Raw genomic sequence first — 12,580 nt, forward strand, 5'->3', positions numbered from 1 at the left:
CATCAGCATCGCCATGCTCACGAGCGGCCCTTGACACCCCCAGCCCCGCCCTAACTGAACGGCGTTGCCTCTAGGCCCTGTCGTCACATTCCCGTCGTCCGCCCGAAGGGCGGGCTCCGCGGCGTCAGGTGCGTGCTCTCGGTGTGCCGGGCGCAGGCCCTTGTACTGGTTGTACGTGGGTCTGTGCCCGGTGCGGCGAGAGCACGCACCTGACGCCGCGGGGCAGGCGGGAATGACGACAGGGCCTGGCGGACCGGGCGCCAGCAGGGCGTCGTAGGCGTCGGGGGGACCTCACTCCTGCAACAGCACCACACCCGACTCCCCGGGCACGTGCACCACCCCGTCCGCCCCGGGCGTCTCCACCGGCTCCCACGCGGCCAGCACGCGCGCGTGCGGGACGCCGAGCGACAGCGCGGCCGGTTCCGGCGCCAGGTTCACGGCCACGAGGACGTCCCCGCGCCGGAAGGCGATCCATCGGCGCTCCTCGTCGTAGGCGACCTTGGTGTCGGCGAGGTCGGGATCGGTCAGGTCGGGCTGCTCGTGGCGCAGGGCGAGGAGCCGCCGGTACCAGGCCAGCACGCGCGCGTGGGGCTCGCGTTCCGGCTCGGACCAGTCGAGGCAGGAGCGGTCCCGGGTCGCCGGGTCCTGCGGGTCGGGAACGTCCTCCTCCTTCCAGCCGTGCGCGGCGAACTCCCGCCGCCTGCCCCGCCGTACCGCGTCCGCCAGCTCCGGGTCGGTGTGGTCGGTGAAGAACTGCCAGGGCGTGCCCGCCGCCCACTCCTCGCCCATGAAGAGCATCGGCGTGAAGGGGGCCGTCAGCATCAGCGTGGCCGCACAGGCAAGCAGCCCGGGGGAGACCAGGGACGAAAGGCGGTCTCCCTGGGCGCGGTTGCCCACCTGGTCGTGGGTCTGGCTGTAGCCGAGCAGCCGGTGCCCGGCCACCCGCGTACGGTCCAGGGGGCGGCCGTGGTGCCGCTCCCGGAAGCTGGAGTACGTCCCGTCGTGGAAGTAGCCGCCGGTGAGGGTCTTGGCGAGCCCGGCGAGGGGAGCGCGTGCGAAGTCGGCGTAGTAACCCTGCGACTCGCCGGTCAGCGTGGTGTGCAGGGCGTGGTGGAAGTCGTCGTTCCACTGCGCGTGCAGCCCGAGGCCGCCCTCGTCCCGGGAGGTGATGAGCCGCGGGTCGTTCAGATCCGACTCCGCGACCAGGAACAGCGGCCGGTCCACCTCGGCGGCCAGGCCGTCCACGGCCGTCGACAGCTCCTCCAGGAAGTGGAGCGCGCGCGTGTCCACCAGCGCGTGCACCGCGTCCAGGCGCAGCCCGTCGATCCGGTAGTCGCGCAGCCACGCCAGCGCGCTGCCGATGAGAAAGGCGCGCACCTCGTCCGAGCCGGGCGCGTCCAGATTGACCGCGGCGCCCCAGGGCGTGTGATGCCTGTCCGTGAGATACGGCCCGAACACGGGCAGGTAGTTCCCGGACGGGCCGAAGTGGTTGTGCACCACGTCGAGCACCACGCCCAAGCCGAGTTCGTGGGCCCGGTCGACGAAGCGTTTCAGCGCCTCGGGCCCGCCGTACGGCTCGTGCACGGCCCACAGCGAGACGCCCTCGTAGCCCCAGCCGTGCGTGCCCGGAAAGGGGCACAGCGGCATCAGCTGCACGTGCGTGACGCCCAGTTCGGCGAGATGGCCGAGCCGCTCGGCGGCCGCGTCCAGGGTGCCCTCGCGGGTGTACGTCCCGACGTGCATCTCGTACAGCACCGCGCCGGGCAGCGGCCGCCCCTGCCACTGGGCGCGCCACTCGTACCGCTCGTGGTCGACGACCGCGCTCAGCCCGTCCGGGCCGTCCGGCTGCCGGCGCGAGCGCGGATCGGGCCGTACGGGGCCGTCGTCCAGCGCGAAGCCGTACCGGGACCCGTCGCGCGCGTCCGCCTCGCCCCGCCACCATCCCGCCCGTTCCGGATCGCGCTCCAACGCGCGTGTGACGCCGTCGCACTGGAGCGTCACACGGCCTGCCTGCGGTGCCCACACCTCGAACTGCACGGGCGGTTCCCCTTCGTCTGCTCACCGTGATGTAGCCCGTCCATGGTGCGTCAAAACGCGATCAATCCGCTGGCGCATCCACCCATTTGCGGCGGGTCCCGGCGGATCCGGGCGCGTGGCGGCCGTTTTCCCGTTTTCTGGACAGCCCGGCCGCGCTGCCCGACAATCACGAGCGTGACGTCGTCCTTCGAGTTCAACACGTACCCAGCGCGGCTCTCCGACGTGGAGCGCGACAGGGCGCTGAAGGTGCTCCGTGACGGCGTCGCCATGGGCCGCCTGTCCCATGACACGTTCATCCGCCGCATGGAACTGGCGCTCGCCGCCCGCCGCCCGGACGAGCTCGCCGTGCTCACCGCCGACCTGCCCACGGAGAGCCGGTTCTCCCGCGTGGTGTTCGGCACCGTCGAGGCGGTCTCCGGGTTCACCGTACGGCTGCGCAGAGCATGGCAGGCCGAGAAGCTGCCCAAGCTGCTGCTGCCCCACCCGGCGCACGGCCATCCGCTGCGCATAGGCCGCGATCCCGCCAGCGGACTGCGCCTCAACCACGAGACGGTCTCCCGCGTCCACGCCGAACTCCGCCACCAGGGCGGCATGTGGGTCCTGCGCGACCTCGGCTCCACCAACGGCACCACGGTGAACGGACGGCGCGTGGTCGGCGCGGCCGTCGTCCGCGAGGGCGATCAGGTGGGGTTCGGGCGGATGATGTTCCGGCTGGCGGCCGACTGACCGGGAAGCCCGACCGAGTACCGGAACGCGGCCAACTGACCGGAAACCGAGCCATACCTTAGCTCTGGCCTTGGATTTACCAGCTGTCGATCCGTGAGGGGTGGCTCAAAACCCGTTGCGCTCCGCGGTGTTGACGTACCCCAGAAGTCGTGACTGACTGTGCGTACGCCATGTACAGCTGGTGAAGCGACGGCGCCGCATCGGGGAGGTGTGCTCTGCCGCCCCTCCCGCGCTACCCGACCGTCGACGAACTGGGCGTCCGGGCCGCCGCCCTCGTCGCCCGCCACCCGCGTAAGGCCCGGCTGCGCAGGATCGGCACGTCCCGCGCGGGCACGCCCATGTGGCTGCTCTCCGTCGGCCACGGCAGCCGCCAGGCGCTCGTCGTCGCCGGCCCCCACGCCAACGAACCCGTGGGCGGCGCCACCGTGCTGCGTCTGGCCGAGCGGGCGCTGGCCGACCCGCGGCTCACCGAGGGCGCCGACGCCACCTGGAACCTGCTGCTGTGCCTCGACCCGGACGGGCTGCGCCGCAACGAGGGCTGGCTGACCGGCCCTTACGCCCTCGGCCGGTACTTCCGGAACTTCTTCCGGCCCGGCTTCCTGGAACAGCCCGAATGGCTGCCCGACGGCGCGGCCGGCGCGGCCCTGCCGGAGACCCGTGCCCTGCTCGACGTCCAGGACGAACTGCGGCCGTTCCTCCAGTGCTCCCTGCACGGCGTGGACGTCGGCGGCGGCTTCGTCGAGCTCACCGACGACCTGCCCGGGCTCGCCCAGCGCGTCGCACACACCGCGGCCCGGCTCGGCATCCCCCGCGAGCTCGGCGCCTACGACGCCCTGCACTGGCCCGGCCTGGGACCCGCCGTCTACCGGATACCCCCGCCGCGCCGGGCCGATCTGGCCGCGGCCATAACGGAGGCCGCCGTCGAGTCGACGTGGTTCCATCCGCACCGGCACGGCACCCTCACGGCGGTCGTCGAGGCGCCCATGTGGGGTGTGGCGGCCGTGTCGGACGCCTCCCCGCCCGCCGACCGGGACGGAGTGCTGCGGGCCGTGAGCCGCACCCTGCGCCAGGACACGGGGCTCCTGCGGCACCTCCTGGCCCGCATCCGGCCGCACCTCGCCGCCGTGCCCGACGCGGCGCGGCTGCTCGCTCCGGTCGACGACTATTTACTGGTCTGCCCCGGCCTCGCCGACGCCTGGGACCCCGACACCGGCGACGGCGCGGCCCACCCCCTTCCGCCGCTGAGCACCGCCCACCTCGCCGCCCTGCGCATCTCCGGGCGACGGCTGGCCCTGCGCACCGCCGGTCTCCTGCACCAGCTCGTGCGGGCCTCCGGGCGCGACCCGGCCGGGGCGCTGCCGGAGCTGGACCGGCTGATCGACGAGTGGTGCGCCGACTACCGCGACGGCTGCGGAGCGCGCTGGATCCCGGTGGCACGCCAGGCGGAGTACCAGGCGCGCGTCGTGCTCTCCGCCTTCGAACTGGCCGCGCGGCATACGCGCGCGGGTTCCCGTTCGGGCGAGCCGGGGTGGGAGTCGGGGGCGGCGGTGCCGATGCAGCGGGACTGACACCGCGATGACGGCGCGGCCGGGGCTGGTGTCTACGGCGCCCCCTCGCGCGCGTGCAGCGCCGCGGCGACCACCGTGCGGGACTGGTGCTCGACCTGGTGCTCCAACGGCACCCAGCGGGCACGGAAACGTTCCGCGAAAGCGTCGCTCCAGGTCGCCACGAGCTCCTCCAGCTGCTCGGCCGCCCGGTCGTCGGTTCCGCGCAGCACCCGCCGCAGCATGGCCGCCGCCCGCAGCGGCACGCGGCGCACGAACGCGTCCACACTGCCGACATACGCCCTGGTGCGGTCGGCGGGCGGCGTGCGCACCAGGTCGTCGGCCAGCCCCGGCACCAGCTCCAGCCCCCACCGCGCGGCCCGCAGCAACGGCCCGTCCAGGTCCGCGAGCTGGGGCAGCGCGCCGTCGAGCACCCGCGTCACCTCCAGCGCGTCCCGTTGCAGCCGGCGGGCGAGCCGCCCGATCGCCGCCGCCGGAGCTGGGTGCGGTGCCGGGTCGTCCACCAGGTCGCTCGCCCACATCGGCACCTCGACCACCGCGGTCAGACCGCCGTACCGGTGGGCGTGGTACCAGGTGCTGCGCCGCGCGTCGTCCGGCAGGCTCGGATACGCGGGTCCTGCCTCCGGGGCGGGCATGACGTGCACCCCCGGCCCGGACGCGGGCCAGCCCGCGGCGTCCGAGGCGCCGGTCTCCACCGGGATGTGCAACTCGGCCGCGGACTTGGCGAACGGCTCGGCCAGCCCGGGCACGTCCTTCGTCAACTGCACCCAGCTGCCGCCCAGGTCCGTGCCGTGCAGGGTCACCTGGAGGTAGGGGCGCAGCTCGTCGATGACGCCGGTCAGGGCCCGGGTCTCGGGCGGCAGCCGGTCGGGCGGCAGTACGGACGGCGCCCACTCCGGCTGCTCCGGGCCCGCGGGGCGGAAGAAGCCGAGGTGGTAGTCGAACAGGCTGCGCGGCGCCGGCGTCACATGCAGGCTCGCCCCGTCGGGGTCCGCGCACAGCAGGAAGTGCCAGGAGATGCCGTCGCGCAACTCCCGCTGTTCCAGCACCCGTCGGGCGAGCGCGAGCAGCGTGCAGGAGCCGGTCGGCTCGTTGGCGTGGGCGCCGGCGACCACCAGCACGGCGCGGCGGGCGCGGCCCACCGACAGCAGGTGCAAAGGTCTGCCCGCGCGCGAGAGACCCACCTGCCGCAGGTTGCACACCCCGGGTCGGTGAGCGGCCAACGCCTGGGCAGCAGAGACCTGTTCGGCCACCGTCAGGTAGCGCAGCTCCGGCAGGACACTCACCCCCGTCACATCCGCCCGAGTTCGCAATCGCAGTACCCCACGGCCATGGTGCGGTGTCAAGGGCGCGACCGGGGAGGCTCCAAGGGGAACCCGGAAGCATGGCCGGCCGGGCGGGGCGAGATGTCCTGGGCGGTGCGCCGCCCCGCCGCCGGTCGTGGCGTCACAGGCGCGCTGTCACTGCTGGTGCAGCCCGCGTCCGGCCAGGGTCAGGAACACCTCGCCGACCGCCTCCGAGAGGGTCGGGTGCGGGTGGACGTGCCGGGCCACGTCGGACGGCCCCGCGTCCCAGCCGACGATCAGCTGGCTCTCGGCGATCATCTCCGACACGTGCGGGCCCACCAGGTGTACGCCCAGTACGCGTCCGCCGCCGGCCTCGGTGACGACCTTCACCATGCCGCCCTGCCCGTGCACCATGCCCTTCGCGACGGCGGTCAGCGGCATGCTGTTGGTCTCCACCTCCTGCCCACGCGCGCGTGCCTCGGCCTCGCTCAGACCGACGGCCGCTGTCTGTGGCGACGAGTACGTGACCCGCGGCACGGCCGCGTAGTCCACGGGCGCGGACGGCACGCCCGCCAGCGTCTCGGCCACCAGCAGCCCTTCCGCGAACGACGCGTGGGCCAGTCCGAGCGACGGCGGCGGGAGCAGGTCGCCCACGACGTGGATGCCGGGCACCGCCGTCTCCAGCCGGTCCCAGTCGGCCGGAACGACGAAACCGCGCCCGTCCGTGGTGAGACCCGCGGCGGCCAGGTCCAGGCCGTCGGTGACCGGGGCCCGCCCGACCGCCACGAGCAGCCGTTCGGCCTCGACCGTGAGGGTCTCGCCCCGGGCCGTACGCACGCGTGCGCGTACCCCGTCGTCGAGGACCTCGGCGTCCAGGAGCCGGGAGCCGGCCCTCACGTCGATGCCGCGCTTCTTCAGGCCGCGGGTCAGATGCCGGCTCACATCGGCGTCCTCCAGCGGCACGATCCGCTCGGCGGCCTCCACGAGCGTGACGTCGGCGCCCAGAGAGCGGTGGAACGAGGCGTACTCCACGCCGATCGCGCCGCCCCCGAGCACCAGCACGGACGCCGGGAGGCCGGGCGCGAAGAGCGCGTCGTCACTCGTCACCACGCGCCGCCCGTCCGGTGCGAGCCCCGGGAGCGTGCGCGGCTGTGAGCCGGTCGCGAGCACGAGCCCGCGGCGCGCGGAGAGGTCGTACACGCCGGGTTCGCCGTCCACCCCGGTTTCGCCGTGCACGCCCTCGACCCGCACGGAGCGCGGCCCCGTCAGTCGTGCGCTGCCCTTCACCACCCGCACGCCCGCGTGTGCGAGATGCGCCTCGACGCCCCTGTGGTTGCGGGCCACGATGTCGTCGCGCGTGGCCACCAGGGCCGGCCAGTCGACGGCGTCCAGCGTCGCCTTCACGCCCCAGCGTTCATGTGCCTCGGCGATGCCGTCGACGAGTTCGGCCGCGTGCAGCATCGCCTTGCTCGGGATGCAGCCGCGGTGCAGACACGTCCCGCCTACCTTGTCCCGCTCGACGAGCACGACGTCCAGACCGAGGGCCGCGGCGCGCAGGGCGGTGCTGTAACCGCCCGTGCCGCCGCCGATGACGATGACGTCCGGTGAGTTCATGCACTCAGCCTCCGCCCGGCCCTTGCCATGAGTCCAAGGCAATGTTCTTGTGGGATCGATGCAGGGTGTTTATGGGAGGGGCCGCACATGAGCCTGCGGCAGATGGAGTACTTCCTGACGGTCGTCGAGGAGGCGTCCTTCACCCGCGCGGCCGAGCTCCTGCACGTCTCGCAGCCCGCGCTCTCCCACCAGATCAAGGCCCTGGAACGGTCGGTCGGCGGCGCGCTGCTGGAGCGCATGCCGCGCGGGGTCCGCCTGACCCCGATGGGACGCGCCTTCCGGCCGCACGCCGAACTCGCCGTGCGCAGCGCCGCGCAGGCCCGCCGCGCGGCCCGCGCCGCCGCCGGTGCGGAGGGCGGCGAACTGCATGTCGCCGCCGTCCACTCCGTCGCGGTCGGTGTCCTCCCGGACGTCTTCGCCCGCTGGCACGCCGCCCATCCGCGCGTGCTGCTGCACCTCCACGAGTACGCGACCTCCGAGGCCCTGGAGGAGCAGGTCGAGTGCGGCACCGCCGATCTCGGTGTCGGTCCGGCGCCCGCCGACTGGCCGGGCACCGTCGTGCCGGTCGGTGAGGAGGACATCGTCCTCGTGGTGCCCTTCGACGACCGTTTTTCCGGCCGTACGACGGTGACACTGCCCGAACTCGCCGACCGCCCCTGGGTGCGCTGCGCCATGGAACCCGTCGTCCACGGCGAACGTTTCCTCGACTGGGCCTGCGGCCGGGCCGGCTTCACCCCGCGCACCGCCGTGTTCACCGAGCACACCTCCACGGCGGTACGCATGGCCGCCGCCGGTGTCGGCGTCTGCGCCGCGCCCGCCCACCTCGTCCGCGACGCGGTCGGCGACGGCTGCGTCGTCCTCGTACCCGACCCGCCGTGGAAGCGCACGCTGACGGTCTTCTCCCGCCTGCCACCGGCCGGGGCGGCCGAGGCCTTCGTGAACCTGCTGCGGTCGGTGTGGCCTCACCCGCGCGTTGCCCCCGCCTCGCCGCTGCGAGCGTACGAGGACTGTCCTGAGGGTGCCCGCGTGCTGGCTCGCCGTGCCGTGGTGCGGCGTGTTCGCTTGCCGTGTTGGGGTGCGGTGCCCGCGTGCTCGCTTGCCGTGTCGCGCTGCCGCGCCCCGCACCCTCGCTTGCCCTGGGGTGCGGTGCCTCGCGTGCTCGCTCGCAGCGCCCCTCGCCTCCCGCCCTGCCCCGCCGCAATCAGCCCGGCCTCAGTCGCCCACCCGCTCCAGCAACGCCACCGGCAGCCCCGCGAACAACTCCGCCACGCGCGCGTGCCCCGCGAACTCCCGTCCTGGTTCCAGGACATCCGCCCAGCGTCCCGGCGGCAGCGATAGCCGGGTGTCCTGCCAGCCGCCCGCCTCCGCGAGCCGGAGGGACAGGCGGGTGACGGCCGTCAGTGCCTCGCCGGAGCGGACGAACGCCAGGCAGTGCTGTGCCGCGGGTCCCTCGGCGGGCAGCGGCATGTACGTCGCCGTGTCGCCGAAGGCGTCGGGCCGTCGCGCCCGCAGCCCCAGGGCCGCCCGCGTCACCGCCGCCTTCTCCCCGGACGTCGTGCCGGACTCCTCGGGCGGGAAGCTCACCGCCCGCCGGTTGTCGGGGTCGACCAGCGCCCGGTACTCGGCCTCCGTGCCCTGGTAGACGTCCGGCACGCCCGGCATCGTCAGCTGGACCAGGGCCGTGCCCAGCACGTTCGCCCGGATGTGCGGTGCGAGAGAGTCCCGGAAGGCGGCGACCCGCGCGCTCGGCGCCCCGCACGGCCCGGCCGCCACGAACCGCGCCACCGCCTCCTCGTACGGCGGCTCCTGCTCGGTCCAGCTGGTGTACAGCCCCGCCTCGCGCACGTGCTTCAGCAGCGCCCCCTGCACCCGCTCCCCGACCCCCGGCGCCGGGCCCAGCCCGAACACCGTCTGCCAGGCCGCCCAGGCCAGTTGCGCGTCCGGCACGCCCTCGCCGGTGCGGGTCACCTCGGCGAGGACGTCCGCCCAGCGGTCCGGGCACTCGGTGAGCACGTGCAGCGCCGCCCGGACGTCGGCACTGCGCTTGGTGTCGTGCGTCGAGGCGACCGTCCCGGTCACCGGCCAGTCGCGCTGCACGCGCGCGCAGTACGCGTGGAACTCCTCCGGCGACAGCGCGGGGCGGCCGGGATCCCCGCCCACCTCGGTCGCCGACAGCAGCGGTACATAGCGGTAGAACGCCGTGTCCTCCACGGACTTCGCGCGCAGCGCCGACGAGGTCTGGGCGAACCGCGTCCGGAACTCCACCTGCGGGGGCCCGTCGCCGTACCGCCCCAGCACGAGGTCCCGTACGACGTCCACCGCGCCGGCCTCCTCGGGCACGGCGAAGGCGAGCCGGGCCTCGGCGGCGGCCTCCTCGGTGACCACGGACGCCGCGTCGGCGGACTCGTACGGCCGGTAGACCTCCATCCGGACCAGCAGCTCCTGGAGCGCGGTGCGCAGCGCCCAGGGCGCGCGGTCGCGCAGCGCCGGCTCCGGCGAGGTGGCGCACAGCCGGGCCGCCACCCGCACCAGCCGGTCGGTCTCGGTGGCCAGCTCGTGCGTGAGGACCTTGTACGCCGCCCGCCGCACCGTCGCCTCCCACTGCCCGCCCCGGTCCGTCTGCGGCGCCGCGAACCGCCGGTACTGACCCAGGAGGTCCCCGAACCCGGCCGAGTCCGTGAAGAGCCCGTCCACGTGCCGCAGGGCGTCGTAGCCGGTGGTGCCCGCGACGGGCCAGGCGGCCGGCAGGTGCTCACCGTCGGCGAGGATCTTCTCCACGACCGTCCAGCGGCCGCCGGTCGCCTCGTGCAGCCGCCGGAGGTAGTCGTCGGGGTCGGCGAGCCCGTCGGGATGGTCGACGCGCAGCCCGTCGATCACTCCCTCGTGGAGCAGCTGGAGGATCTTGTCGTGGGTGGCCTCGAACACCTCGGGGTCCTCCACCCGCACCCCGATGAGCTCCGAGATGCTGAAGAACCGCCGGTAGTTGAGCTCCGTCCGGGCCAGCCGCCACCACACCGGGCGGTACCACTGCGCGTCCAGGAGGTGCGGCAGCGGCAGGTCCTCGGTGCCCTCGCGCAGCGGGAACACATGGTCGTAGTAGCGCAGGACGTCACCGTCGACGCGCAGCTCCCCGAGCACCTCGCCCAGCGGTCCGCCGAGCACCGGCAGCAGCACCTGGCCGTCCTGGGCCTCCCAGTCGATGTCGAACCAGCGCGCGTACGGCGACTTCGGGCCCTCGCGGAGCACCTCCCACAGGGCGCGGTTGTGGCGCGGGGCCATGGCCATGTGGTTCGGGACGATGTCCACCACCAGGCCGAGCCCGTGCTCGCGCGCCGTGCGCGCCAGCGCGCGCAGTCCCTCCTCGCCGCCCAGTTCCTCGCGCACGCGCGCGTGGTCGACGACGTCGTAGCCGTGCATCGAGCCCGGCACCGCCTCCAGGACGGGGGACAGATGCAGGTGCGAGACGCCGAGCGAGGCCAGGTACGGCACGACGGCCGCCGCGGCCCCGAACGGGAACTCGGGCTGCAGTTGCAGCCGGTACGTGGCCGTGGGCACCACCGGGTCAGGTCGCTCAGGTGTCATGCAAACCTACGTACCCGCCCCGCCGCCATTCGTGTCATCGTCCGCGCCAGGTGCGTCGCGCGTCGCCCGGACGAGTGGCTCTTTCCGGGCGACGCGGCGATGGCGTCGACAAGGGCGGCCGTACGGGCCGCCGGGGCTGCTACACGGGCCTCTGGAGCACCGTCATGCTCCGGTCGGCCAGGGTCAGCCGGTCCCCGGCCTGCACCTTCGGGCCCGTCCCCGGCGGCACACCGTCAGCGCGGGCCGTGTCGACCACCACCTGCCACTGCCGCCCGTGGTTGACCGGAACCAGGAACTCCAGCGGCTTGGGCGACGCGTTGAACATCAGCAGGAACGAGTCGTCGGTGACGCGCTCCCCACGCGGGCCCGGCTCCGAGATCGCGTTGCCGTTGAGGAACACCGTCAGCGCCGAGACCCGTGCCGAGTCCCAGTCCCGCTGGGTCATCTCCCGGCCCTCGGGGGTGAACCAGGCGATGTCGGACAGATCGTCGTGCGTGCCCTCCACGGGCCGGCCGTGGAAGAAGCGCCGGCGGCGGAGGACCGGGTGGTCCCGGCGCAGCCACACCATCGCGCGCGTGAAGGCCAGCAGCTCCCTGCTCAGGCCCCCCTCGGCGTCCTCTCCCTCCTCGGGCTCCTCGGGCCACTCGACCCAGGCCAGTTCGTTGTCCTGGCAGTAGGCGTTGTTGTTGCCGCGCTGGGTGCGGGCGAACTCGTCGCCGTGGCTGATCATGGGCACGCCCTGGGACAGCATCAGTGTCGCGATGAAGTTGCGCATCTGCCGGGCCCGCAGCCGCAGCACGTCCGGGTCGTCCGTATCGCCCTCGGCGCCGCAGTTCCAGGACCGGTTGTGGCTCTCGCCGTCCCGGTTGTCCTCGCCGTTGGCCTCGTTGCGCTTGTCGTTGTACGACACCAGATCGTGCAGTGTGAAGCCGTCGTGGCAGGTCACGAAGTTGATGGAGGCCAGCGGGCGCCGCCCGTCGTCCTGGTACAGGTCGGACGAACCGGTCAGCCGCGAGGCGAACTCCGCGAGCGTGCGCTGCTCGCCCCGCCACAGGTCCCGCACGGTGTCCCGGTACTTGCCGTTCCACTCGGTCCACAGCGGCGGGAAATTGCCCACCTGGTAGCCGCCCTCGCCGACGTCCCACGGCTCGGCGATCAGCTTGACCTGCGAGACCACGGGGTCCTGCTGCACCAGGTCGAAGAACGACGACAGCCGGTCCACCTCGTGGAACTGCCGGGCGAGCGTCGCCGCCAGGTCGAACCGGAAGCCGTCGACGTGCATCTCAGTGACCCAGTACCTGAGTGAGTCCATGATCAGCTGGAGCACGTGCGGGGACCGCATGAGCAGGGAGTTCCCGGTCCCTGTCGTGTCCATGTAGTAGCGGGGGTCGTCCGTCAGCCGGTAGTAGCGCGAATTGTCCAGGCCCTTGAAGGACAGGGTCGGGCCCAGGTGGTTGCCCTCGGCCGTGTGGTTGTAGACCACGTCGAGGATCACCTCGATCCCGGCCTCGTGCAGGGCCTTCACCGCCGACTTGAACTCCAGCACCTGCTGGCCGCGGTCGCCCCATGAGGCGTAGGCGTTGTGCGGGGCGAAGAAACCGATCGTGTTGTAGCCCCAGTAGTTGTTCAGGCCCATGTCGACCAGGCGGTGATCGTTCACGAACTGGTGTACGGGCATCAGCTCCAGGGCCGTGACGCCGAGCTCGGTGAGGTGCTCGATGATCGCCGGGTGGGCGAGGGCCGCGTAGGTGCCGCGCAGCTCCTCCGGCA

At 73.4% G+C, this 12,580-nt stretch carries 7 protein-coding genes and 1 pseudogene; 3 read left to right on the forward strand and 5 right to left on the reverse strand.

What is annotated here, in order from left to right; all coding sequences use genetic code 11:
* Window positions 1-291: 291 nt before the first annotated feature.
* Entirely contained in the window at window positions 292-2,037 is a 1,746-nt protein-coding gene (gene treZ / locus AOQ53_RS16910) for a malto-oligosyltrehalose trehalohydrolase (protein ID WP_059418207.1), read from the reverse strand.
* Window positions 2,038-2,211: 174 nt separating this feature from the next.
* Here treZ and AOQ53_RS16915 point away from each other — a divergent pair, with 174 nt between their 5' ends.
* Window positions 2,212-2,763 carry a DUF1707 and FHA domain-containing protein gene (locus tag AOQ53_RS16915; protein ID WP_059418208.1) on the forward strand — a complete coding sequence of 184 codons (552 nt, stop codon included), beginning with the start codon at window positions 2,212-2,214 and terminating at the stop codon, window positions 2,761-2,763.
* Window positions 2,764-2,978: 215 nt separating this feature from the next.
* Window positions 2,979-4,331, forward strand: coding sequence for a M14 family zinc carboxypeptidase (locus AOQ53_RS16920; RefSeq protein ID WP_059418211.1), 1,353 nt, complete (start codon window positions 2,979-2,981; stop codon window positions 4,329-4,331).
* Between the two features lie 32 nt (window positions 4,332-4,363).
* Here the strand turns inward: AOQ53_RS16920 and AOQ53_RS16925 are convergent, their stop codons facing one another.
* Together AOQ53_RS16925 and lpdA are read right to left on the reverse strand one after the other, a co-directional pair.
* The gene (locus AOQ53_RS16925; protein ID WP_059418213.1) at window positions 4,364-5,614 is read right to left on the reverse strand and encodes a M14 family zinc carboxypeptidase; all 1,251 of its coding nucleotides are present in this window, start codon (window positions 5,612-5,614) and stop codon (window positions 4,364-4,366) included.
* 174 nt (window positions 5,615-5,788) lie between these two features.
* Complete coding sequence (lpdA, locus tag AOQ53_RS16930) at window positions 5,789-7,228, reverse strand: dihydrolipoyl dehydrogenase (RefSeq protein ID WP_059418214.1); 1,440 nt, start codon at window positions 7,226-7,228, stop codon at window positions 5,789-5,791.
* Window positions 7,229-7,315: 87 nt separating this feature from the next.
* Here lpdA and AOQ53_RS16935 point away from each other — a divergent pair.
* A pseudogene (locus AOQ53_RS16935) lies at window positions 7,316-8,233 on the forward strand (LysR family transcriptional regulator); the annotation flags it as partial.
* Window positions 8,234-8,440: 207 nt separating this feature from the next.
* On the opposite strand, the gene treY reads toward AOQ53_RS16935, so the two are convergent.
* Window positions 8,441-10,810, reverse strand: coding sequence for a malto-oligosyltrehalose synthase (gene treY / locus AOQ53_RS16940; protein ID WP_059418215.1), 2,370 nt, complete (start codon window positions 10,808-10,810; stop codon window positions 8,441-8,443).
* Between the two features lie 139 nt (window positions 10,811-10,949).
* Window positions 10,950-12,580: glycogen debranching protein GlgX (gene glgX, locus AOQ53_RS16945; RefSeq protein WP_059418216.1), on the reverse strand; the 1,631-nt coding region annotated here is incomplete at its 5' end.

The organism is Streptomyces azureus, assembly GCF_001270025.1.
Lineage (GTDB): Bacteria > Actinomycetota > Actinomycetes > Streptomycetales > Streptomycetaceae > Streptomyces > Streptomyces azureus.

What these genes read in the sequence shown, in the direction of transcription:
- treY (WP_059418215.1), bottom strand. Translation starts at nt 10,810, where the DNA reads ATGACACCTGAGCGACCTGACCCGGTGGTGCCCACGGCCACGTACCGG.
- lpdA (WP_059418214.1), bottom strand. Translation starts at nt 7,228, where the DNA reads ATGAACTCACCGGACGTCATCGTCATCGGCGGCGGCACGGGCGGTTAC.